22 protein-coding genes are annotated in these 23,178 nt (G+C 35.5%); 13 read left to right on the top strand and 9 right to left on the bottom strand.

Annotated features, from left to right (window positions below; genetic code table 11):
- Window positions 1-2: 2 nt before the first annotated feature.
- Genes atpA through ACGH6Q_RS04965 form a run of 4 tightly spaced genes read left to right on the top strand, consistent with a single transcriptional unit; the run spans window position 3 to window position 4,325 of the window.
- Complete coding sequence (gene atpA / locus ACGH6Q_RS04980; protein WP_296317335.1) at window positions 3-1,544, top strand: F0F1 ATP synthase subunit alpha; 1,542 nt, start codon at window positions 3-5, stop codon at window positions 1,542-1,544.
- 14 nt (window positions 1,545-1,558) lie between these two features.
- The gene (atpG, locus tag ACGH6Q_RS04975) at window positions 1,559-2,428 is read left to right on the top strand and encodes a F0F1 ATP synthase subunit gamma (RefSeq protein WP_065590589.1); all 870 of its coding nucleotides are present in this window, start codon (window positions 1,559-1,561) and stop codon (window positions 2,426-2,428) included.
- A 47-nt stretch (window positions 2,429-2,475) separates the two neighbouring features.
- Window positions 2,476-3,858, top strand: coding sequence for a F0F1 ATP synthase subunit beta (gene atpD, locus ACGH6Q_RS04970; protein ID WP_034911215.1), 1,383 nt, complete (start codon window positions 2,476-2,478; stop codon window positions 3,856-3,858).
- A 41-nt stretch (window positions 3,859-3,899) separates the two neighbouring features.
- Window positions 3,900-4,325 carry a F0F1 ATP synthase subunit epsilon gene (locus tag ACGH6Q_RS04965; RefSeq protein WP_034911289.1) on the top strand — a complete coding sequence of 142 codons (426 nt, stop codon included), beginning with the start codon at window positions 3,900-3,902 and terminating at the stop codon, window positions 4,323-4,325.
- Between the two features lie 167 nt (window positions 4,326-4,492).
- Here the strand turns inward: ACGH6Q_RS04965 and ACGH6Q_RS04960 are convergent, their stop codons facing one another.
- The 5 genes from ACGH6Q_RS04960 to ACGH6Q_RS04940 all read right to left on the bottom strand — a co-directional run bounded on the left by ACGH6Q_RS04960 (window position 4,493) and on the right by ACGH6Q_RS04940 (window position 8,045).
- Entirely contained in the window at window positions 4,493-4,891 is a 399-nt protein-coding gene (locus tag ACGH6Q_RS04960; protein ID WP_296299996.1) for a hypothetical protein, read from the bottom strand.
- A 108-nt stretch (window positions 4,892-4,999) separates the two neighbouring features.
- The gene (locus tag ACGH6Q_RS04955) at window positions 5,000-5,347 is read right to left on the bottom strand and encodes a hypothetical protein (RefSeq protein WP_411592168.1); all 348 of its coding nucleotides are present in this window, start codon (window positions 5,345-5,347) and stop codon (window positions 5,000-5,002) included.
- 88 nt (window positions 5,348-5,435) lie between these two features.
- Window positions 5,436-5,777 (bottom strand): hypothetical protein, encoded by a 342-nt coding sequence (locus tag ACGH6Q_RS04950; protein ID WP_411592167.1) that lies wholly within the window; start codon window positions 5,775-5,777, stop codon window positions 5,436-5,438.
- Window positions 5,778-6,078: 301 nt separating this feature from the next.
- The gene (locus ACGH6Q_RS04945) at window positions 6,079-6,228 is read right to left on the bottom strand and encodes a transposase (protein ID WP_085163686.1); all 150 of its coding nucleotides are present in this window, start codon (window positions 6,226-6,228) and stop codon (window positions 6,079-6,081) included.
- A gap of 527 nt (window positions 6,229-6,755) precedes the next feature.
- Window positions 6,756-8,045, bottom strand: a complete 1,290-nt coding sequence (locus ACGH6Q_RS04940; protein ID WP_411592165.1) for an NAD(P)/FAD-dependent oxidoreductase — start codon at window positions 8,043-8,045, stop codon at window positions 6,756-6,758.
- Window positions 8,046-8,382: 337 nt separating this feature from the next.
- Here ACGH6Q_RS04940 and ACGH6Q_RS04935 point away from each other — a divergent pair, with 337 nt between their 5' ends.
- The 5 genes from ACGH6Q_RS04935 to rraA all read left to right on the top strand — a co-directional run bounded on the left by ACGH6Q_RS04935 (window position 8,383) and on the right by rraA (window position 13,277).
- Complete coding sequence (locus tag ACGH6Q_RS04935; protein WP_065561638.1) at window positions 8,383-9,354, top strand: HlyD family secretion protein; 972 nt, start codon at window positions 8,383-8,385, stop codon at window positions 9,352-9,354.
- Window positions 9,336-10,475 (top strand): ABC transporter permease, encoded by a 1,140-nt coding sequence (locus tag ACGH6Q_RS04930; RefSeq protein ID WP_194240465.1) that lies wholly within the window; start codon window positions 9,336-9,338, stop codon window positions 10,473-10,475. The genes ACGH6Q_RS04935 and ACGH6Q_RS04930 overlap by 19 nt, the downstream gene beginning before the upstream one ends.
- 17 nt (window positions 10,476-10,492) lie before the next feature.
- Window positions 10,493-11,653 (top strand): ABC transporter permease, encoded by a 1,161-nt coding sequence (locus tag ACGH6Q_RS04925; protein WP_411592197.1) that lies wholly within the window; start codon window positions 10,493-10,495, stop codon window positions 11,651-11,653.
- Window positions 11,654-11,793: 140 nt separating this feature from the next.
- Window positions 11,794-12,696 (top strand): 1,4-dihydroxy-2-naphthoate polyprenyltransferase, encoded by a 903-nt coding sequence (locus ACGH6Q_RS04920; RefSeq protein ID WP_065590595.1) that lies wholly within the window; start codon window positions 11,794-11,796, stop codon window positions 12,694-12,696.
- Window positions 12,697-12,785: 89 nt separating this feature from the next.
- Window positions 12,786-13,277: a ribonuclease E activity regulator RraA gene (gene rraA / locus ACGH6Q_RS04915; protein WP_034909391.1), complete on the top strand. Its 492-nt coding sequence runs from the start codon at window positions 12,786-12,788 to the stop codon at window positions 13,275-13,277.
- A gap of 88 nt (window positions 13,278-13,365) precedes the next feature.
- Here rraA and dprA read toward each other — a convergent pair whose 3' ends face one another.
- A complete protein-coding gene (dprA, locus tag ACGH6Q_RS04910) occupies window positions 13,366-14,472 on the bottom strand; it encodes a DNA-processing protein DprA (protein ID WP_411592163.1) in 1,107 nt (368 codons plus the stop codon).
- A 156-nt stretch (window positions 14,473-14,628) separates the two neighbouring features.
- Between dprA and def the strand changes: the two genes are divergently transcribed.
- Window positions 14,629-15,141 carry a peptide deformylase gene (def, locus tag ACGH6Q_RS04905; protein ID WP_065590597.1) on the top strand — a complete coding sequence of 171 codons (513 nt, stop codon included), beginning with the start codon at window positions 14,629-14,631 and terminating at the stop codon, window positions 15,139-15,141.
- Between the two features lie 44 nt (window positions 15,142-15,185).
- On the opposite strand, the gene grpE is transcribed toward def, so the two are convergent.
- Window positions 15,186-15,770, bottom strand: a complete 585-nt coding sequence (gene grpE / locus ACGH6Q_RS04900) for a nucleotide exchange factor GrpE (RefSeq protein WP_411592161.1) — start codon at window positions 15,768-15,770, stop codon at window positions 15,186-15,188.
- Between the two features lie 158 nt (window positions 15,771-15,928).
- Between grpE and nadK the strand changes: the two genes are divergently transcribed.
- Window positions 15,929-16,807, top strand: coding sequence for an NAD(+) kinase (gene nadK, locus ACGH6Q_RS04895; protein WP_296299982.1), 879 nt, complete (start codon window positions 15,929-15,931; stop codon window positions 16,805-16,807).
- Between the two features lie 55 nt (window positions 16,808-16,862).
- On the opposite strand, the gene ACGH6Q_RS04890 is transcribed toward nadK, so the two are convergent.
- Together ACGH6Q_RS04890 and argF are read right to left on the bottom strand one after the other, a co-directional pair.
- Window positions 16,863-17,360, bottom strand: a complete 498-nt coding sequence (locus ACGH6Q_RS04890; protein ID WP_034947327.1) for a phosphatidylglycerophosphatase A — start codon at window positions 17,358-17,360, stop codon at window positions 16,863-16,865.
- A 99-nt stretch (window positions 17,361-17,459) separates the two neighbouring features.
- Complete coding sequence (argF, locus tag ACGH6Q_RS04885) at window positions 17,460-18,470, bottom strand: ornithine carbamoyltransferase (protein ID WP_411592159.1); 1,011 nt, start codon at window positions 18,468-18,470, stop codon at window positions 17,460-17,462.
- A 270-nt stretch (window positions 18,471-18,740) separates the two neighbouring features.
- Here argF and carA point away from each other — a divergent pair, with 270 nt between their 5' ends.
- A complete protein-coding gene (carA, locus tag ACGH6Q_RS04880) occupies window positions 18,741-19,901 on the top strand; it encodes a glutamine-hydrolyzing carbamoyl-phosphate synthase small subunit (protein WP_411592157.1) in 1,161 nt (386 codons plus the stop codon).
- 2 nt (window positions 19,902-19,903) lie between these two features.
- Window positions 19,904-23,119: a carbamoyl-phosphate synthase large subunit gene (gene carB, locus ACGH6Q_RS04875; protein ID WP_411592155.1), complete on the top strand. Its 3,216-nt coding sequence runs from the start codon at window positions 19,904-19,906 to the stop codon at window positions 23,117-23,119.
- The last annotated feature ends 59 nt before the right edge of the window (window positions 23,120-23,178 follow it).

The following is a 23,178-nucleotide window of genomic DNA, read 5'->3' as shown; positions in this document are numbered from 1 at the left end:
CAATGCAGCTAAATTCAACTGAAATAAGTGAACTAATTAAAGAGCGGATAGCTCAGTTCAATATTGTGAGTGATGCTCACAATGAAGGAACTATCATATCTGTAAGTGATGGTATCCTTCGAATCCACGGATTAACTGATGTAATGCAAGGCGAAATGATTGCATTACCAGGTGGCCGATATGCAATGGCATTAAACCTTGAAAGAGACTCCGTCGGTGCGGTAGTCATGGGGCCATACGAAGACTTGTCTGAAGGTATGAAAGTACAATGTACTGGCCGTATTTTGCAAGTACCAGTTGGTGAAGGTTTATTAGGCCGCGTTATTAACACACTAGGTGAACCAATTGATGGTAAAGGCTCACTTCAACATGACGGTTTTTCACCAGTAGAAGTAGTTGCACCCGGTGTTATCGATCGTAAATCCGTTGACCAAGCATTACAAACTGGTTATAAAGCCGTTGACTCAATGATTCCAATTGGACGAGGTCAACGTGAACTTATCATCGGTGACCGTCAAACAGGTAAAACAGCACTTGCTGTCGATGCAATCATCAACCAACGCGACTCTGGTGTAAAATGTATTTATGTTGCCATTGGTCAAAAACAATCAACTATTGCCAATGTTGTACGTAAACTTGAGGAGCATGGTGCACTTAAAAACACAATTGTGGTTGTAGCATCAGCGTCTGAATCAGCTGCGTTACAATACTTAGCGCCATATGCTGGTTGTGCAATGGGTGAATACTTCCGCGATCGTGGTCAAGATGCATTAATTGTTTATGATGATTTATCTAAACAAGCTGTTGCTTACCGTCAAATTTCGCTATTACTTCGTCGTCCGCCTGGACGTGAAGCTTATCCTGGTGATGTATTTTATCTTCATTCTCGCTTACTTGAACGCGCAGCGCGAGTCAACGAAGCCTATGTTGAAGAGTACACTAAAGGCGAAGTTAAAGGAAAAACAGGCTCATTAACAGCATTACCAATTATTGAAACTCAGGCTGGTGACGTTTCAGCATTCGTACCAACTAACGTAATTTCGATTACTGATGGTCAGATTTTCCTTGAAACTAGCCTATTTAACTCAGGTATCCGCCCTGCGGTTAACCCTGGTATTTCGGTTTCACGTGTGGGTGGTGCTGCACAAACTAAGATAATGAAAAAATTATCAGGTGGTATTCGTACTGCGCTTGCACAGTATCGTGAATTAGCTGCGTTCTCTCAATTTGCATCAGACTTAGATGAAGCAACAAGAAACCAATTAAGTCACGGTGAAAAAGTAACAGAATTGTTAAAGCAAAAGCAATACTCGCCAATGACTGTTGCTGAACAATCAATAGTACTTTACGCCGCTGAACGTGGTTATCTTGAAGATGTAGAATTAGCTAAAGTATTACCATTTGAAACAGCACTACTTGCTTATGCCCATAGTCAATATGCCGATTTTGTTAAATCAATTGATGGAACAGGTAATTACAATGATGAGATTGAAGCTAAGCTAAAAGAATTACTTGAAAGCTTTAAATCAACTCAAACATGGTAAGGGTGAGGTAAAAAATGGCTAATGCAAAAGAGATTAGAACAAAAATTGCCAGTATCCAAAGTACGCAAAAAATCACTAAAGCGATGGAAATGGTTGCCAATTCTAAAATGCGTAAAACGCAAGATAGAATGGCTGCTAGTCGACCATATGCCGAAATGATTCGTGAAGTAATTGGACATTTAGCGTTAGCTCAGATAGGCGCCAAACATCCTTATTTAGAAGAAAGAGATGTAAAGCGAGTTGGCTATCTTATCATTTCAACCGATCGTGGTTTATGTGGTGGTTTAAATATCAATCTTTTTAAAACTGTCATTGCTGATATGTCAGCATGGCAGGAAAAAGGTGTTGAAGCTGATGTTGCTTTAATTGGTTCGCGTGGTGTTTCGTTTTTCTCGTCAGTGAAAGCGAACATCTTAACTCAAGCTACTAATTTGGGCGATGAACCAAATTTATCCGATTTAATTGGGCCGGTAAAAACAATGCTTGAGGCATATGACAACGGTAAAATTGATAGATTATATATTGTCACAAACAAATTTATTAATACGATGTCACAAAAGCCGACAATTCAGCAATTATTACCTTTACCACCATCAGAAGATAAAAAACTCAAAGCTTCATCATGGGATTATATTTATGAGCCTGATGCTAAATCACTATTAGACGTGATTTTACGTCGCTATATTGAATCACAAGTCTATCAAGCAGTGGTTGATAATTTAGCGAGTGAACAAGCAGCAAGAATGGTGGCCATGAAAGCGGCAACGGATAACGGTGCAAACCTAATTAATGAATTACAAATTGTGTATAACAAGGCACGTCAAGGTGCTATTACTAATGAATTAATTGATATTGTATCCGGTGCAGCCGCTGTTTCAGGTTAGTGCTAAATATTGGCTTATAGTTAAGAAAAAGACGTAGAGGATTAAAAATGGCTACTGGAAAGATTGTCCAGATCATCGGTGCGGTGGTTGATGTCGAATTCCCAGAAGATGCAGTACCAAAGGTATATGATGCATTAGAAGTGGAAACAGGCACTGAAAAATTAGTTCTGGAAGTTCAGCAACAATTAGGTGGTGGCGTTGTATGTTGTATCGCAATGGGTTCATCTGATGGTTTAAGACGTGGACTTGACGTAGTAAACACAGGTCACGGCATTGAAGTACCTGTTGGTACAAAAACACTAGGTCGTATTATGAACGTACTTGGTGATCCTGTTGATAAAGCAGGTCCTATTGGAGAAGAAGAACGTTGGGCGATTCACCGTGCAGCCCCAACCTATGAAGAACTTGCAAACTCAACCGAACTACTTGAAACAGGTATTAAAGTTATCGACTTAATTTGTCCATTTGCTAAAGGTGGTAAAGTTGGTCTGTTTGGTGGTGCTGGTGTAGGTAAAACCGTTAACATGATGGAGTTGATCCGTAATATCGCTATTGAACACTCAGGATACTCAGTGTTTACTGGTGTGGGAGAACGTACTCGTGAAGGTAATGACTTTTACCACGAAATGAAAGAATCAAACGTACTTGATAAAGTATCATTAGTTTACGGCCAAATGAATGAGCCACCAGGAAACCGTTTACGTGTTGCGTTAACTGGTTTAACTATGGCTGAAAAATTCCGTGACGAAGGTAAAGATGTTTTATTATTCATCGATAATATTTATCGCTATACATTAGCTGGTACTGAAGTATCTGCGTTATTAGGTCGTATGCCATCGGCAGTAGGTTATCAACCAACATTAGCTGAAGAAATGGGGTTACTACAAGAACGTATTACTTCAACTAAGACCGGTTCGATTACTTCAATCCAAGCGGTGTATGTGCCAGCAGATGACTTGACTGACCCATCACCAGCAACAACCTTTGCTCACTTAGATGCGACAATCGTATTAAGTCGACAAATTGCTTCTTTAGGTATCTATCCGGCAGTGGATCCATTAGATTCAACTAGTCGTCAATTAGATCCTTTAGTTGTTGGTCAAGAGCACTATGATTGTGCACGAGGTGTTCAGTCAATTCTACAACGTTATCAAGAATTAAAAGATATTATTGCTATTCTTGGTATGGATGAGTTATCTGAAGATGATAAATTGATCGTTGCTCGTGCACGTAAAATTCAGCGCTTCTTATCTCAACCATTCTTTGTTGCAGAAGTATTTACTGGTTCACCAGGAAAATATGTACCTTTAAAAGATACGATCAGTGCATTTAAAGGAATCATGAATGGTGATTATGACCATATTCCTGAACAAGCATTCTATATGGTTGGTTCAATTGATGAAGCGATTGAGAAGGCAAAATCTCTCTAAGAGATTCATTGAACGAAGATCGTATTAATGGAGATCGTATTATGGCACTAACTTCCTATCAATTAGAAGTTGTTAGTGCTGAATCTCACCTGTTTTCGGGTGATGTTCAGCGAATCAGAGTCACAGGTAAGGAAGGTGAACTTGGGATTTATCCTGGCCATACCCCTTTACTCACAACTATAAAACCAGGCATGGTCGGCATTGTGAAAGCGGATGGTGAAGAAGAGTTTATTTATCTATCTGGTGGCATCTTAGAAGTACAACCTAACATCGTAACTATCTTGGCAGATACTGCAATTCGTGGTGAAGATTTAGATGAAGCAAGAGCACAAGAAGCAGTAAGACAAGCACAAGAACATATCAATCACCCAAGTGATGATATGTCATTTGCACAAGCATCTGCTGAATTATCAAAAGCTTTGGCAAAAATTCGCGTTATCGAATTGACTCGCCGTATGGGGCAATAATTTGCTTTTGATTTTTTATCAAACACAAAAGGCTATTTTGTATTACAAGTAGCCTTTTTTAACTTTCCGATAAGTTGATTGCTAAAGGACTTTCCTACATTTAACTTGTGAGTTGTACCCATTCTATATCCAAATTAAAGCTAAAAAAGATTAGTTAATCAATCGAATTATTTACTATCTACACTTAAATTATTTTTCGATACAAAATAAACGTCGCTCAATCCAGCTGAACAAAATTCAGTAATATCATTTTCGTTAACTTCTACTGCATCACCTTTTGTTATAACTTGATAGCTATTGCCATTATCATCATAAAAAACGAAGCGATAAATTTGGGTATATACATATTTTTTCTTTATCATATTATTTGTATTTTTCTTTTTTTCTGATGCCAATAATGTTACTGTTGTTTTTGATGGATCTAAATCAGCCATCTCAACGATTCCTCCATCATATTGCATCCACCAAGCCGCATTATTCATGAAAGCATTTGCACAATTAGGTGTTTTAGCAAAAGAGATTATAGGCCACATTATTAGCCCAATAATTAAGAAATTTTTTTTCATTTTACAACCTTTAATTTTTTGTCTTGCCGTATTCATTTAGCTAACTAATTGATAAAGCAATAATATATCTTGGTTAAACAAGTCTGAAATCTTTAGTAATTTCACTAATTAATCAAAATAATCAACTTGGCGTTTTGCTACTAAATAATTATCAACGTTACCTATTGAGCATTCTTTATCAGAATCTTCACTTTTTGTGATGACTTCGTAAGATTTATTTTGATTATCATACAAAACAAAGTGGTAAATTTGTGTATATAAACCCTTACTTTTCTGTTCAGATGCTAAAAGTGTTATTCTCAATTTTGATTGATTCAAGTTTTCAATCTCCACTATATTACTACTTTTCAACCACTCTTTAGCCTTATTCAAATCGTGATTATGGCAATCTGGTCCTTTAGCAAAGGATAGAATTGGACATAATATTAACAATATTAATAAAGAAAGCTTTTTCATATAATTACCTTAAATTATTCTTTTTTACCTATATCGTTGACTAAAAATAGTCTAAAATACCGAGTTTACTTACCTATTATTAGATAACCTATTGATGAACTTGGCTTTTGGATATTAGATATTTATTCACATCACTCATTGAACATTCTTCGTATGATGCTTGGCTTTTTGTAATAACTTCGTAACTATTACCATTCTTATCATAAAAAATAAAGTGATAAATTTGCGTATATAAATCTTTTTTTATTTTCTCTGAGGCCAATTGCATTATTTTGGTTTTTGATTCATCCAAGTCTTGGATATCTACTATCTTTTCATTTTTCATCCAAACCATGGTCATGTTCATAGGCCAAGTATAACAATTAGGTCCTTTGGCTAAAGATACTAGTGGCCATGACATTAACAATATCAGTATAGTTAGTTTTTTCATATTATTACCTAAATTGATTTCTTGTAGATGACGCCACAAAGTGTACCATGTAAAAATTAAGTTGTAATTATAGACTGCTGATCTTTTGTGTTTATATATTAATCAACAATACATTGGTAGCCACAAAAGTATAAATACCAGCGATAACATGCTGGCATAATTCCTATTTGTTCTAAATGCTGAGTTATTGCACCTGAGCTATGTTGATGTGCTTGCACAATAGATCATCGAAAAAAAACATTCGAAATCAGCTATACTTAATAATTATTTGATAATATACATTAATATACTTTTTTCTAAATCATAAATTAAAACGTCTATAGACTGTATTACATTCACTAAATGTAGTCGGTAAATTTCGCCAAGAAATACCCGTTCTTATTTGGAACAGTATTTCCTCAAATGTCACTCTATATTCTGTTTTATTATAAACTCGACTCGTACTTTTCATTATTTTCAGTCGCGTTTTCCTTCCCACTGCTTACCTGTTAACATTGTTAACGGTATAATGAACTAAGTTATGGTTATTTTTGGCAAAATTATTATAACGTTCACTATGTCATTTAAAAACTGCCATCAAAGATAAATACATCCTAGATAAATTGTGATTTTTTAATCGTGTGATAACGTAATTTTTTATTTTACCACGTGAAACCCAACTAGTTAGTGGTGTATAAATTACTTTATTAGCCGTTTCAAAAATATATGGCTTACCATTTGTATTAAAAATAATTACCATATGAATGTATGGAGAGTTTGTTGCTTGTTCAACAGCCAGACTTTGTTGATTGTGTGGATGGAAAAATAAAATCACTATCTTGAGGTTTATAACTAGCAATACTAAAAAGCTAACTAAAGACAGACAGCATAAATAATATAATAAAACGTATTAAATTCCCCTTACCTGTAAATAATGTTATAAATTATAAAATAGCTACTTATAAAATAGTATTTGTAAGTAGCTATCTAAATGGGAAACTAGTCTTGATGAGTAAAAATAGAAGCAAATTTATTTTTATACATCTCTTTACTAGCCTTAACAAATCGAATTGTTTTGAAAATACCTAATAAGCTTGCTTGATGCATACGGTATAACAAACGATGAATAGTTAAAGCAAAAAAACCTTTAACATTCATTTCGCGTTTACCAGCAATTTTAACTACACCTTGTGCTGTATCATGGAGAGAAATAATCGTTCCATTATCAACATAATTAAATGATTTCATGGGTTTATTATTTAACATGTTAATGATATTTTCATAACATATTTTTGCCATTTGATGTGCGGCTTGTGCTGTAGCTGGTGAGGCTCGGCCGCTGTCTTGCATAGCATAAGCACAATCACCAATAACAAAAATATTATCATCGCGCGTTGTTTGTAATGTTGGTTTAACCACCAGTTGATTCGAACGGCTTGATTCTAAACCAGCAATATCTTTTAAATAGTCTGGCGCTTTTACACCTGCAGTCCAAATCATAATATCTGCGCTAATAATATCGCCTTCCTTTGGATAAAAGCCGTCACTTTCCGCCTTGGTTATCATGGTTTTTGTTAATACATGAATACCACGTTTTTGAAGGGTATCGGTAATATTTAATGCCGTTTTTTCAGGTAAAGCAGGTAAAATACGGTCAGTTGCTTCAATAATAGATACATCAAGCAAATCAGAACACATTTTATTACGACCACAGTTGCCAAATGTTTCAACCATATGAGGTAACTCAGAAGCTAATTCAACACCTGTTGCGCCACCACCAACAATAGCAATACGAATTTTATCTTCAGTCGTCGTTTCATGTTCATCAATAATTGAACAAAAACTAGCAAATTTTGTAATCAGTGTTTCACGTAGACGAATTGCAGCGTTTTGGTCATCTAAAAAGATACAATGTTCTTTAACTCCAGGTGTGCCAAAATCGTTTGAAGTACTTCCTATTGCCACAACTAATGTATCATATGGTACAGAAATAGATTCACTATTTGAATTCTCAATAATAACATGCTTTTCTTCACGATTAAGATTAGTAAACGTGCCTTGAATAAATTGAAAATGGTGTTGTTGTCCTTGTTCAGCATAATCAATTTTATCAGCTTGCTCATTTAGAATACCAGTAGCAACTTCATGTAATAAAGGTTTCCAAATATGATAAGTATTTTTATCTATTAGTGTAACCTCGGCTTGATTACTTTTCCCTAATTTATCGCCGAGATCAGTTGCTAATTCTAATCCTCCTGCGCCACCACCAATAATAATTATTTTAACCATATTAAATACCTTAAATTTTTATTTTTTAATAGTTTACTAAATAAGTAGGTTTTTATCTATTTTATTTGACTAATATCACTTATAAATAAAACCTATTAAAGTATCATTTTATAATTAATAAAATTTATTTTAAGTAGATATAAAAAATCAGTTACCACTATAATAACTTAGTATTGATATTAATTCATTTTTAAATTAAATTGATATGCTTTGTGTAAATAAAGCAATTTTCGTATAATGGGAGAGAGTAAATTTTACATATGCTTATTTTACAAAGTATATAATAATTTTAATTCTCTATTTCTTATCTCTTTAATACCACTCTATACAAAATTTTATGAACAAAAAAGTTTTTACTATTATTGCGTTAATCGTTATTTTAATATCAATGACGATTTTAATTCGCTCACACAATAGTCAGTTTATCCTACAAGGAGAAGTTGATGCACCGAATGTTAGCGTTGCTTCTAAAGCCAAAGGTAGAGTGCAATTTATTCATGTTCATCGAGGTGATGACGTTAAACCTGGTGATATTCTTATTACTCTCGATAGCCCTGAGCTTTTAGCTCAAGTCAAAGCGGCTGAAGCAGCGCGAGACCAAGCAAAAGCTCAATTAGCACTTTCGGAGCATGGAACTCGTGAAGAAAGCATTCGTTATTATGAAGCAATTCTTGAGCAAGCAAAGGTAACATATGATAATGCTTCCAAAGAATATGAGCGTAACAAAGCTATTTCGGCCAAAGGTTATGTTTCTCAATCTATCTTAGATAATGCTTTAAAAACACGTGACTCAGCTTTTCAACAAGTTCAATCAGCACAAGCTAATTTAGACCAAGCTAAAAATGGAGATCGTATTGAGCAACGTGAAATTTATGCTGCCAAATTGGAAGAAGCTGAAGAGCAACTTAAACAGCTACAAATACAATATGATGATTTACAAGTTAAAGCGCAAGTAGCAGGTGAAATTGGTTCTATTCCTGCTGAAGTCGGCGAATTGTTTAATGCTAACAGCCCATTGTTAACAGTGATTCAATTACCTCAAGCTTATTTTGTATTTAACTTGCGTGAAGATATTATGTCTAATATTCGCAAAGGTGATCATATTATACTTGAAGTACCTGCACTCAATCACAAAGAAATTGAAGCCGAAATTCGTTATATAGCACCAATGGGCGATTATGCAACTAAACGTGCAACAAGAGCAACAGGAGATTTTGATTTAAAAACCTTTGAAGTAAGACTCTATCCTATTGCACCTGTTGAAGGTTTACGTGCAGGTATGAGCACATTATGGAAGCTAGACAAATAATGTTAGATTTCTGGCATCGTTTTAAAGAGGCGTTTAACGCCGAAATACCACAAATTTTTAGGCGATTTACCTTTCACTGGTTAATGTGGATTATGCCACTAATTATCTTTGTGTTAATTAGTAGTATTTTTTATCGAGGTGTATTATATGATTTACCAGTAGGTTATATTGATCAAGATAAGAGTACTTTATCACGCGAACTCGTGCGTAATCTTAATGCTGCAGCACATGCAGATCTTATCAATTATGATAGCCAACTTTTTGATGCTGAGCGTGATCTGCAAAAAGCAAAAATTTATGCGCTACTTTATATTCCACCTAATTTTGAAGCGGATGTATTATCAGGTCGCCAACCTACACCAATGCTTTACTATAATGCGTTATATTATAGTGCTGGATTATATTCGATCATGGATTATTCTGGGTTGATAGCAACAATCAATACCCAATATCGAACCACCATGGCTACGAGTATTGGCATGCCAGTTCCCCCATTGGCAAAAGTTAACTTTAATTATGATGGTTTATTTAATGCTAGTGGTAACTCAATGTACTTCCAACAATTTTCCGCAGTAGTGCATTTATTGCAGCTATTTGTTGTAACCACAACAATTCACATTTTAGCACAGTTGCCAAAGCGAACTCGTCCTAGCTACCCTTTTGTTTTAGGGAAATTAGCACCTTATACAATTTGGTTTACTATGCTGCTTATTTTTGAAATTGCTATGCTCGTTTTGTTTTCTAATGCGCGTGTATCAGGTTCTCCGTTTGCCATGATGATAGTGGTATTTTTCTATGTTATTGCAGCACAAAGCATTGGTATTTTGCTATACACTTTTACTAAAACTCCTATTGATGCCTATACTTATATAGGTATTTTAGTTGGACTTGCATTAACTTATTCTGGTGTTGTTGTACCTGAACTATCCATGCCATGGATTGCTAGATTTATCTCTTCGCTTGAACCATTAACTTATGCACTAAATAAACTGTTCGATCTGTTTTTGCGTCACTCTAGTTATTTGTCGGTGTTAAAAACATGCGGAATTTTAATGATCTATCCAATTATTATTACCGTATTAGTCAGAAAGCGTCTAGTAAGACGTTTACATTCACAGTAAGAGGATAAATTTAGATGATTAAAATATTTTGGTCTTCATTTATAAAAATATTCTTTTATCTGTTAGGACGACCAATGTGGTTATTGTTACTGTTGTCAGTATCATTAATGAGCCTTGTTTATATTAATGGAACTATCACTAATTTACCGATAGCAATTGTTGATCAAGATCATACTCCAACAAGCCGTGGTTTAATTCGCTCATTAGAAACAAGTTCAAAAATTGATACGATTATTTATGAAAGCTCTCTTCAAGCTTATGATGATATCAATAATCGTAAACTTTTTGCTGTGATCACAATTCCAAGAGATTTTGAAAAGCGTCTAATAAATGGTGAAGAAGTTACAATTCCTGCATATGGTGATGCTTCAAGTCGTTTAGCTAATGGTTTAATACAAGTTGATATAAAAGGGATATATCAGCAGATATTGACTGAATATAATACTAAAATAATGCGTAATAACGGATTTTCAGATAAACAGATCAATATTATTTTATCACCTATAAAAGGTCAAACCGAACCACTTTATAATGCAGGCATCAGTTTTGCCGCCATTACCTTTCCAGGTTTGTTAGTCATGTTGCTACAACACTCTTTTTTAATTGCTTCAACTCGTACTAATATCACCTTAAATTCGCTACCTCAAGGCAAACCGCCTAAAATTGTTGTCTTTGGCAGTTTATGTGGGTTATTACCTATTTGGTTATTTTTATCTATTGTATTATTTGGTTTATGGCCTTGGATACTTGGTTATCGGCAATTAGCTAGCATTCCCGAAATATTAATCATGACATTTCCATTATTGCTTGGGGCGCTAGGTTTGAGCAAATTACTAACAGAATGTTTACGCCGTACTGAGATGATATATCTTACATTAGCATTTTTAACCACACCTGTTTTCTATCTTTCAGGAACCATTTGGCCTATTGATGCAATGCCATTATGGGTGAAATGTGTTTCTTATTCTCTACCTTCAACTTGGGCAACCAATATGATTGCAGGAGTGAATCAAATGGGGTTAAGCTTATCAGATAACTGGCTAAATATATTTATGATACTTTTACTAGGAGTAATATATAGCTCGTTAGGTATTTTCATATCAGCCTTACGAGAAGGAAAAGTTAGAAGTATATTTAGAAAAATGAAAACATTTCGATATTCAAAAATGCGTAGCTAAATGATAAATATGGGTAAAGTGCATATACGGAAAATAATCTGAGTTTTACTGAAGGAGCTTTTTATTACTAACACAGTGAATTAATTCAGTATTCCTGTTATTATGATTTATAGTTTTCACTAAAAATAATAACGCTTTGAATGTACAATAAATTTTACCCATGGATTATTAGTTTACGGTTAAAAACCATACCTCTTTCTCTTTCTGCGATATTAGTAGGTAATGCACTAGCTTATTGGCAACATCAATTTAGTTTTTGGATACTACTGTTTTCATTAATTACAGCATCATTGTTACAAATTCTTTCTAATCTAGCCAATGATTACGGAGATGAAATTAAAGGTAGCGATCAAAACAATCTTACTGCTCATAATCGAGGTATACAATTAGGCTTAATTACACTTAAGCAGCTAAAAATAGCGCTATGGATTAATATTTTTTTATGTATTTTATTTGGGCTGATTTTGCTTATATTTGCTTGTAATAATATTTATGAATTATTTATTTTTATATTATTAGGATTATTATCTATTGTTGCCGCAATAACTTATACAATAGGTAAAAAACCTTACGGCTATATTGGATTTGGCGATCTATCAGTACTTACTTTTTTTGGTTTGATTGGTGTCATGGGTAGTTTCTACTTGCAAACTAAGGTATTCTCTTTATCCATTATTTTACCTTCTTTAGGCTGTGGTTTGTTATCCGTTGCTGTGCTTAATATCAATAACCTTCGTGATATAGAACTAGATCGAAAAAGTAATAAGCGTACTTTAGTGGTAATGATTGGTAAATGTATGGGGCGATATTATCATTTATTGCTATTACTCATAGCATTTTGTTCGCTAAGTTTATTTGCATACAATAAATTACAAACAATCTGGAGCGGTTTGTTTATATTAACATTACCGTTATTTATTAAGCATATTTATATGGTTTTTCAATTTAATACGCACAAAGAAGGGGTACCTTTATTATTACAGATGGTCAAACTTGCTTTATTGACTAATTTACTTTATTGTTTGGGGATTATTTTGAGCTAGTTCACGTTTATTTAATTTTAATATCATTTTACTTGGCATTAGCGTTATACTAAATAAACTTATATATCACAGCAAAAGGAGACTTGATAATGGAGTTTGATACTTCAATTCTTTGCGATTATTACCCAGAAGATGTTAACGTAGTTGAACCAATATTTAGTAATTTTGGTGGCGTAGCATCGTTTTCAGGTCAAGCTGTAACAGTTAAATGTTTTGAAGATAACGGCTTACTATACGAAATTTTGCAATCAGACGGCTCAGGAAAAATCCTTGTTATTGATGGAGGTGGCTCTGTTCGTCGAGCGCTAATTGATGCAGAGCTAGTAGATATTGCTGTTCAAAATCAATGGGAAGGAATAATTGTTTATGGTGCTGTTCGCCAAGTTGATTATCTAGCTGAAGCCGACATTGGCATTCAAGCTCTAGCAGCTATTCCTGTTGGTGCTGAAGATCAAGGCATTGGTGAAATTGATATTCGTGTTAATTTTGGTGGAGTGACTTTCTTCTCAGGTGATTTTGTCTATGCTGATAACACAGGTATCATCTTATCTGAAATTGCTCTTGAAATTGAAGATAAATAAAAAATAGTGTGAACCGCCGGTACATATCGGTGGTTTTTATACTTAAACGTATACTTACCTGAAACTTTTTAACAAAAAATCTTTAATTTTAAATCACTCGATTACGAATATAACCACCTGTTACCGTCTTTACTAAACCTTCTAGTTCCATATCTAATAATTTGACGCTCACTTCTGAAATCGACATATTTACTTGTTGAGCAATAATATCAATAGGGATAGGTTGATGATGAATCACAGCAAAAATTTCAGGATACAAAATAGAATTATTCTGTTCTTCTTTAAGCTGATTACACGAGCTATTTACTACTGATAAATAACTATAATAATGCTCTAAAATATCAACTGGTTTAGAAACTAAATAAGCGCCTTGTTTAATTAAATAGTGAGTTCCACTACAGTTTTCATTGTTAATATCACCTGGTAAGGCAAATACATCTCGATTTTGTTCAAGTGCATAGCGCGCAGTAATTAACGAGCCGCTTTTTTCTGAAGCTTCAACCACGAAAGTTCCTAAACTTAACCCGCTAATAATTCGGTTCCGACGAGGAAAATAGACGGATCTGGCTTTTTCAAATGGAAAAAATTCGGACACAATAGCCCCACCTTGCTCCAAAATATCATTGGCTAAGTTTAAATTTGATCTCGGTGCAATTTTTGCTAAACCGCTGCCTAACACTGCGATGGTATGACCCGATACTTCAAGTGCGCCACGATGGCAAATAGCATCTAATCCAAGCGCTAAACCGCTGGTAATTGTTAAACCATTAATAGCTAATTCACTAGCAAAATATCTTCCCCACTGTGCTCCATATTCACTAAATTCACGACTTCCAACCATAGCTAATTGAGGTGAATGTAATAACTGCCGATTACCTAAAACAAACAACAATAAAGGCGGAGAACAAATTTGTTTAAGTAATAAAGGATAATCGTTATCACAATAAGCAATAAGGTATTTTTGTGGGTGGGGTGATTCTAACCATTGAAGTATTGGTTCTAAATGAAGATATGATGTTTCATAAAAACGCACTAATTGAACATCCGACAATCCTAGTTTATTTAACAAACAAGACACATTTTGTATGCTACTTGGTAAACCGTTAGCAAAAAGCTGTCCAATTTTTTCAAAAATATTTTGTTTTCCATATCCAACCATTGAAATTCTTAATAAGAATTCATATTTACTCATCATAATCTTTCCGCACTCGTTTTAAATGATTTAGATATCTTGAATTGATAAGATAAATACTACCAATAGCCAACAAGGGCTATTCATCAGTATGATAAATGTTTACAATGAGCAATAGTTTGAATAAACCCGAAATTTGAGGAGTAGATCGAAGAATTTATGGCTATTTTACCGGTATTACGTTTTCCTGATGAGCGACTTCGCAAAGTTGCTAAGCCTGTTACCAAGTTCACCCCTGAGCTACAAACGATCATTGATAACATGATCGAAACCATGTATGACGAAAATGGTATTGGGCTTGCAGCAACCCAAGTTGATGTACATGAACAAATTATTGTTATTGATGTATCAGAAGATAAAAGCCAAGTTTATGTGATCATCAATCCTGAAGTGATAAGCCAAGAAGGTGAAACGGGTATTGAGGAAGGGTGCTTATCGGTTCCTGATTGTCGTGGATTTGTGCCAAGAGCAGAAAAAATCAAAATTAAAGCCCTAGATCGCCATGGCAATCCTTACGAACTTGATGCCGATGAGTTACTTGCTATCTGTATCCAACACGAAATGGATCATTTAAAAGGTAAACTTTTTGTTGATTACCTTTCACCATTAAAACGTCAAAGAATTGAACAAAAAATGAAGAAACTTGCTCGTGAGGAGCAACGGAATCAATAAAATTAACCGCCACAGTGATTGGCGGTTAACCTATCTAAAGATAACTATTTAGCAACAATTACCATCGCAGGACGAATTAACCGGCCATTTAAGGTATAGCCTTTTTGGATGGTATTTACTATTTGACCTGATTGATGTTCTGGTGATTCAACCATACTAATTGCTTGGTGCACATCAGGATTTAGTTGTGAATCTTCAGTATTAATCACTTCAATACCAAATTTTTTGACAGTATCTAGGAATGATTTTAATGTCAGCTCTAACCCTTCAACAGTAGCTTTATGCTCAGGGTTGGTTTTATCTGTAGATTCTAAAGCTCGTTCTAAATTATCAATAACGGGTAATAATTCATTAGAAAATTTTTCTAGTGCAAATTTACGAGCTTTATCAACATCTTGTTCAACACGTTTACGAACATTATCAATTTCAGCTCGCGCACGAATCATGGCTTCGCTTTCATTTTTTTTAGCCAACTGTAATGCTTGTTCTAGCTCTACAATACGTGCATCTTTTGCGCTTAATTGCTCTTCTAGACTTGGTTGCGCTGGAGCTTCTTGCTCTGTTGTTTCTTCAGCTGGTGTGTCAATGTTAGTTTCATTTTCTGACATATTTTTATCTTGCTCTGTCATAAGGTACTCCAAATAATGTAGTCGAAAACTTAGTGAATTACGGTTATTATGGGGACAATTTTTATGATTACAAGCTTATCAGTAAATTGATATGTAATTTTTTGACCTGTGACGAAAAAATACATATCGTTTATATAAAAGAATAACAAGGATATTTTATGAATACACCTTTTAAATGCATTGGTCTCATTGGGCTTCCTCGTAAATTAGAGGCAATCGAAACTCATCAAGTGCTTTATGATTGGCTTGTTAGTCTTGGTATTCATGTGCTAGTTGAAGATCGCTTAGCGGATCATATTCAATTTCCTGTTAGCCATTATGCTTCGTTAGAAACAATTGGTGAACAAGCTGACCTAGCCATTGTTGTGGGGGGTGATGGAAATATGCTACGTTCAGCTAGGTACTTGTCACACTATAAAATCAAAGTGATTGGTGTTAATCGAGGTAATCTCGGTTTCTTAACGGATATCTCGCATGAACAAGTAATTGAACAATTAAGTCCTGTTATTGCCGGTGAATATGAGGATGATCCTCGTTTTTTATTAGAAGTTTCCATTTATGATAATGGTAATTTGATTAATTCGAGTTTCGCCGTAAACGAAATTGTCGTCACTCCTAACACTGTAGCGCATATGATTGACTATGATGTTTACATTAATGAACGTAATGCGTTTTCACAGCGAGCTGATGGGTTAATTATTGCAACGCCAACAGGCTCTACCGCTTACTCGTTATCGGCTGGAGGCCCTATTTTAGCGCCTCATTTAGATGCATTAATTATTACGCCAATGTTTCCGCATTCGTTAGCAGTTAGACCTTTGGTTATCAAAGGCAATAACCCAATTCATCTTAAATTTCCAACTACTGCGCTTGATTTAAATATTGCCTGTGATAGCCAAATTATTTTACCGGTCAAACCAACGCAAGATGTGATTATTCGCCGATCTTTATATGAATTTAATTTAATTCATACCAAAGATTATGATTATTTTAATAATCTTTCGACTAAGTTAGGATGGTCGCAAAAGATGTTTTAATCTATTTTTGTAAAAAACTTTCAGGAAAGTATGTGTTTTAGTATAAGATTACATCTTAAATAACCAATGTCATGATATAAACGGTGAATGATGAAAAGATAGCTGCAATCACATCATCCACCATAATACCAAAACCGCCAGGTATACGTTTATCAAACCAACGAATTGGCCACGGTTTTGCCATGTCAAAAATCCTAAATGCTACAAAGGCTATCGCAATCCACATAACAGAAAGTTGTGGAATAAAAAATAGGGTGATCCACATGCCAACAAATTCATCCCATACTATATGCCCTGAATCGTGCGTATGGGTATCATCCGATGTTTTTTGGCAAATAAAACAACCAAAAATAAAAGTCACTAAAATAAATACCCAGTATAAAGCTGGTTGTAAACCATAAAATAATAACCAAAGAGGAATCGCCATTAACGATCCCATTGTTCCCGGCATAATTGGAGATAAACCACTACCTAGTCCTACAGCTAAAAAATGAATGGGATTGGTTAACTTGAGGAATTTTTTAAAATCTTTATTTCGTTCTTGTTTTGTCATAATCCAATATTCTTTTAAATAAAATTTGCCGACATTAAGCCGGCAAAAAGAAAGTGCCTAATTTTTTAGCTAAGCATTTAAGTATTGATTATGACAATATTATTCATCTTTGGCTAATGTTGCAACCATTACCGCTTTAATGGTATGTAGCCTGTTTTCGGCTTCATCAAAAACAATACTATGTTCAGATTCAAACACATCATTAGTCACTTCAAGTCCATTGGTTAAACCATATTGAGCTGCCATCTGTTTACCGACGGTAGTGTTCATATCATGAAAAGCTGGTAAACAGTGCATGAATTTGACATTTGGATTATTGGTAAGTTTAATAACATTTTCATTCACTTGATAAGGTGTTAATAATTTAACACGCTCATCCCAAACTTCCTTAGGCTCACCCATTGATACCCATACATCAGTATATAAAAAGTCGACGTCTTTAACTCCTTTGGCAACATCTTCGGTTAAGATAATTTTTGCACCCGTATTTTTTGCTATATCTTGGCACTTTTGTACGAGTTCGGCTTCGGGATGACAGGCCTTTGGTGCAACTAAACGAATTTCCATTCCCATTAAAGCCGCACCTTCCATTAACGAATTTCCCATGTTATTACGGGCATCGCCTAAATAGGCAAATTTAATGCTACTTAATGGGCGATTGCCTATATGCTCTTTCATTGTCATAAAATCGGCTAAAATTTGGGTTGGATGTGCTTCGGTCGTTAAGCCATTCCATACTGGTACACCAGCATATTGGGCTAATGTTTCAACGATCTCTTGACCATAACCACGATACTCAATACCGTCATACATTCGACCCAGCACGCGTGCGGTATCCGCAATTGATTCTTTATGACCGATTTGACTACCACTTGGCCCTAAATAAGTGACATTTGCACCTTGATCAAATGCACCAACCTCAAAAGCACAACGTGTACGGGTGGAGTCTTTCTCAAAAATTAATGCAATATTTTTACCAATCAAACGTTGTTGTTCTTGCCCTTGTTGTTTGGCTTGTTTTAATTCGATAGCAAGATTAATTAATTGATTGATTTCGGTAGAGGTAAAATCAAGTAATCGTAAAAAATGACGCTGATAAAAACCGTGCATGATATAGCTCCTAATAACCGTAATGATGTAAATGATTCTATTTGAATAATTATGCAAATTCAAGTTAAACATCATAATAACCCTAACATTTTACCTTTATGTTGAGATAAGTCTCAAAAATTAGACTTAATTATTAAAATAATTTTTATAATATTGCTTTTTTTGTACAAAAAAGTGTAATAAAATGACCAAATATTGTATCTTTGTAGCTAGGTAAAATTGAATTTTTATTCAAAATTCATGATAATTCATTCAAAGGATCTTTTAGTCATGCAAACTTATGCCCTCCTTATGTTACAAGATGGTTCGCAATTTATCGGGAAATCAATTGGTGCTGATGGTCAAACAGTTGGGGAAGTGGTATTTAACACCTCAATGACAGGTTACCAAGAAATTCTTACCGATCCGTCTTACTGTGAGCAATTGGTTACATTAACTTACCCGCACATTGGTAATGTAGGAACGAATGATACCGATGCCGAATCGAACCAAGTTTATGCAAAAGGCTTGATTATTCGTGATTTGCCATTATTAGCTAGCAACTATCGAAGCGAACTCTGTCTTTCTAGCTATTTAAAAAAACATAATGTTATTGCCATTGCGGATATTGATACGCGGCGCTTAACCCGTATTTTGCGTGAAAAAGGTGCACAGCATGGCGTCATCATAACAGCAACGGACAAAACGACCTTACTTGAAAAAGCCGAAATAGCTAAACAGCAGGCAATCGATTTTAAAGGATTAAGTGGGCTTGATTTAGCCAAAGAAGTGACTTGTTTGACAAGTTATATTTGGTCACAAGGCATGTGGACAAGGCAACAGCAACAGCCTGCTCCAAAACCAGAAAGCCAATTACCATATCATGTTGTTGCTTACGACTTTGGTGTAAAACATAATATTTTGCGAATGTTAGTTGAGCATGGTTGTAAATTAACTGTTGTACCAGCAAAAACGACAGCAAAACAAGTCCTTGCTTTAAAGCCCGATGGGATCTTTTTATCTAATGGTCCAGGAGATCCTGCACCTTGCAGTTATGCGATTGATGCCATTAAACAGTTTTTAAACACAGATATTCCTATTTTTGGCATTTGTTTAGGTCATCAACTTCTTGCGCTTGCTTGTGGTGCTAAAACTATCAAAATGAAGTTTGGTCATCATGGTGGTAATCATCCTGTTAAAGATCTAGAAAATAATAAGGTAATGATCACTGCACAAAATCACGGCTTCGCAGTAGATGAAGCAAGCTTACCAGCTCATTTACGAGCGACGCATAAATCACTGTTCGATGGTTCACTGCAAGGCATTCATCACAATCAAAAACCGGCTTTTAGTTTTCAAGGTCATCCCGAAGCCAGTCCTGGGCCTCATGATGCTGCATCACTTTTTGACCACTTTATTGAGTTAATTAAAATTTATAAGCAGGAGCAATAATCATGGCTAAGCGAACAGATATAAAAAGTATACTAATTATTGGCGCTGGCCCAATTGTTATTGGTCAAGCATGTGAATTTGATTATTCTGGTGCTCAAGCCTGTAAAGCGCTGCGTGAAGAAGGTTATCGTGTTATTTTAGTTAACTCTAATCCAGCCACTATCATGACAGATCCTGAAATGGCTGATGCCACTTATATTGAACCCATTCATTGGACAAGCGTTCGTAAGATTATTGAACAAGAAAGGCCAGAAGCCATTTTACCAACCATGGGCGGACAAACAGCATTAAACTGTGCATTAGAGCTTGAAAAACAAGGTGTATTGAAAGAATTTAATGTTGAAATGATAGGTGCAACAGCCGATGCTATCGATAAAGCCGAAGATCGAAAACGCTTTGATGAGGCGATGAAAAAAATTGGTCTTGATACCGCTCGCTCAGGGATTGCTCATTCGCTTAAAGAAGCTTACGCCGTTCTTGATCAAGTCGGTTTTCCTTGCATTATTCGTCCATCATTTACCATGGGGGGCACCGGTGGCGGTATTGCTTATAACACCGAAGAGTTTGACGAAATTTGTACTCGAGGACTTGATCTTTCGCCAACCAATGAACTACTTATTGATGAATCATTAATTGGTTGGAAAGAATATGAAATGGAAGTAGTTCGAGACAAAAATGATAACTGCATTATTGTTTGTTCAATTGAAAACTTTGATCCAATGGGTATTCATACAGGTGATTCAATTACGGTGGCTCCAGCACAAACCTTGACTGATAAAGAATACCAAATCATGCGTAACGCTTCGATCGCGGTACTGCGTGAAATTGGTGTTGAAACTGGTGGCTCCAATGTACAATTTTCGGTTGATCCAAAGACAGGACGATTAATTGTTATTGAGATGAATCCACGGGTGTCGCGATCATCTGCCTTAGCTTCGAAAGCAACGGGCTTTCCTATCGCGAAAATCGCCGCTAAACTGGCTGTCGGTTATACGCTTGATGAATTATCTAATGATATAACAGGCGGAAAAACCCCCGCTTCATTTGAACCGTCAATTGATTATGTTGTCACCAAAATTCCACGCTTTAATTTTGAAAAATTTGCTGGTTGTAATGATCGTTTAACCACACAAATGAAATCAGTTGGTGAAGTGATGGCCATTGGGCGTACCTTCCAAGAATCAATACAAAAAGCGTTGCGAGGGCTTGAAGTTGGCGCTTCAGGATTTGATCCTAAAATTGATAATTATGCTGATGAAAAAAATATCACCAAAATTCGTTATGAGCTCCAAGAAGCGGGCGCTGATCGGATTTGGTATATTGCTGATGCTTTTAGGGCTGGATTCAACTTAGAAGATATCTTTTTACTAACCAATATTGATCGTTGGTTTTTAGTACAAATTGAAGAGTTGGTTAACCTTGAAAATAAGCTAAAGGAACAATCACTTGCACAGCTTGATCAAGAAACATTGTGGCAATTAAAACGTAAAGGTTTTTCAGATTTACGCATCGCCAAATTGCTTAATACCACAGAACAAGCTGTTCGCGATTTACGTCATCAATATCAAATTCACCCTGTTTATAAACGTGTTGATACCTGTGCGGCTGAATTTGCAACAGATACCGCTTATCTTTATTCAACCTATGAGCAAGAGTGTGAAGCTAATCCTCAATTTAGCCGTAAAAAAATTATGATCCTTGGTGGTGGTCCTAATCGGATCGGACAAGGTATTGAGTTTGATTATTGCTGTGTACATGCGGCATTGGCACTGCGTGAGGATGGTTATGAGACCATTATGGTTAACTGTAATCCCGAAACGGTTTCAACCGATTACGATACTTCCGACCGCCTCTATTTTGAATCTGTCACGCTTGAAGATGTGCTTGAAATTGCACATGTTGAAAAGCCAAATGGTGTTATTGTGCAATACGGTGGGCAAACACCGCTAAAACTTGCTCGTGCGCTTGAAGCAGCAGGGCTACCAATTATTGGTACCTCACCTGATGCTATAGATAAAGCCGAAGATCGTAAACGCTTTCAAGAAGTCGTCGATAAACTGAAATTAAAACAACCTGTCAACGCCACAGTGACCGATATTAATGAGGCTGTCATTGAAGCAGAAAAAATAGGTTATCCATTAGTGGTTAGACCTTCTTATGTATTAGGAGGTCGAGCAATGGAAATTGTCTATAATGAACAAGATTTAAGGCGTTATTTTAAAACAGCGGTAAGCGAATCAAATAATGCACCAGTCTTACTTGATCACTTTTTAGATGATGCAATTGAAGTTGATATTGATGTAATTGCTGATGGTGAGCAAATCCTGATTGGTGGCATTATGGAACATATTGAACAAGCAGGCATTCACTCTGGTGATTCTGCTTGCTCACTGCCAACCCACACCTTAACTGCAGATATTTTAGACAAACTACGACAACAAGCCAAACAATTAGCACTTGAACTCAATGTAAAAGGTTTAATGAATGGGCAATTTGCGGTGAAAGATAATCAAATTTATTTGATCGAAATCAATCCTCGTGCAGCTCGCACTGTACCTTTTGTCTCAAAAGCAACAGGTTTACCATTGGCGAAAATAGCGGCTCGCGTGATGACGGGGCAATCACTTGCCAAGCAAAATGTGACTAAAGAGGTGATTCCTCCGTATTATTCGGTAAAAGAAGTGGTATTACCGTTTAATAAATTCAGTGGCGTCGACCCAATCTTAGGTCCTGAAATGCGCTCAACAGGTGAAGTAATGGGAATCGGTAAAACCTTTGCTGAAGCCTTTGCTAAAGCCCAGCTAGGTAGTTTATCCAATATGAAAAAATCAGGGAAAGCATTATTATCGGTTCGCGATCAGGATAAAACAAGGCTGTTAGAGGTAGCTAAACGGTTAATTACTCATGGGTTTAGTATTGATGCAACTATTGGCACGGCAAAGGTATTACAACAAGCAAATATACCATGCCAAGTCGTAAAAAAAGAAAACGAAGGGCGACCAAATATCCATGACCATATAAAAAATGGCGAATATAGCTATATTCTTAATACCACCTCTGGGCGAGCAGCTATTGAAGCCTCAAAAGTATTACGTCGAAGTGCCATTCAATATAAGGTACATTACGATACCACGATGAATGCTGCTTATGCTACAACTGCAGCGCTAGATTACGATCCGGCACAAACTGTAACGCCATTACAGCAACTTTATTGCTAATCACAAAGATAAAGACGAGTATCACTCGTCTTTAAAAATTCCATCCACAATATAATAAC

This window comes from Gilliamella sp. BG2 (genome assembly GCF_046635645.1).
GTDB classification, from domain to species: Bacteria; Pseudomonadota; Gammaproteobacteria; order Enterobacterales; family Orbaceae; genus Gilliamella; species Gilliamella bombi.
The sequence above is the reverse complement of the archived record's forward strand: the minus strand, read 5'-3'. Positions and strand labels throughout refer to the sequence as shown.

Coding starts and splice junctions, on each gene's coding strand:
- atpA (WP_296317335.1), top strand. CDS start 3: ATGCAGCTAAATTCAACTGAAATAAGTGAACTAATTAAAGAGCGGATA.
- atpG (WP_065590589.1), top strand. CDS start 1,559: ATGGCTAATGCAAAAGAGATTAGAACAAAAATTGCCAGTATCCAAAGT.
- atpD (WP_034911215.1), top strand. CDS start 2,476: ATGGCTACTGGAAAGATTGTCCAGATCATCGGTGCGGTGGTTGATGTC.
- ACGH6Q_RS04965 (WP_034911289.1), top strand. CDS start 3,900: ATGGCACTAACTTCCTATCAATTAGAAGTTGTTAGTGCTGAATCTCAC.
- ACGH6Q_RS04960 (WP_296299996.1), bottom strand. CDS start 4,891: ATGAAAAAAAATTTCTTAATTATTGGGCTAATAATGTGGCCTATAATC.
- ACGH6Q_RS04955 (WP_411592168.1), bottom strand. CDS start 5,347: ATGAAAAAGCTTTCTTTATTAATATTGTTAATATTATGTCCAATTCTA.
- ACGH6Q_RS04950 (WP_411592167.1), bottom strand. CDS start 5,777: ATGAAAAAACTAACTATACTGATATTGTTAATGTCATGGCCACTAGTA.
- ACGH6Q_RS04945 (WP_085163686.1), bottom strand. CDS start 6,228: ATGAAAAGTACGAGTCGAGTTTATAATAAAACAGAATATAGAGTGACA.
- ACGH6Q_RS04940 (WP_411592165.1), bottom strand. CDS start 8,045: ATGGTTAAAATAATTATTATTGGTGGTGGCGCAGGAGGATTAGAATTA.
- ACGH6Q_RS04935 (WP_065561638.1), top strand. CDS start 8,383: ATGAACAAAAAAGTTTTTACTATTATTGCGTTAATCGTTATTTTAATA.
- ACGH6Q_RS04930 (WP_194240465.1), top strand. CDS start 9,336: ATGGAAGCTAGACAAATAATGTTAGATTTCTGGCATCGTTTTAAAGAG.
- ACGH6Q_RS04920 (WP_065590595.1), top strand. CDS start 11,794: ATGTACAATAAATTTTACCCATGGATTATTAGTTTACGGTTAAAAACC.
- rraA (WP_034909391.1), top strand. CDS start 12,786: ATGGAGTTTGATACTTCAATTCTTTGCGATTATTACCCAGAAGATGTT.
- dprA (WP_411592163.1), bottom strand. CDS start 14,472: ATGATGAGTAAATATGAATTCTTATTAAGAATTTCAATGGTTGGATAT.
- def (WP_065590597.1), top strand. CDS start 14,629: ATGGCTATTTTACCGGTATTACGTTTTCCTGATGAGCGACTTCGCAAA.
- grpE (WP_411592161.1), bottom strand. CDS start 15,770: ATGACAGAGCAAGATAAAAATATGTCAGAAAATGAAACTAACATTGAC.
- nadK (WP_296299982.1), top strand. CDS start 15,929: ATGAATACACCTTTTAAATGCATTGGTCTCATTGGGCTTCCTCGTAAA.
- ACGH6Q_RS04890 (WP_034947327.1), bottom strand. CDS start 17,360: ATGACAAAACAAGAACGAAATAAAGATTTTAAAAAATTCCTCAAGTTA.
- argF (WP_411592159.1), bottom strand. CDS start 18,470: ATGCACGGTTTTTATCAGCGTCATTTTTTACGATTACTTGATTTTACC.
- carA (WP_411592157.1), top strand. CDS start 18,741: ATGCAAACTTATGCCCTCCTTATGTTACAAGATGGTTCGCAATTTATC.
- carB (WP_411592155.1), top strand. CDS start 19,904: ATGGCTAAGCGAACAGATATAAAAAGTATACTAATTATTGGCGCTGGC.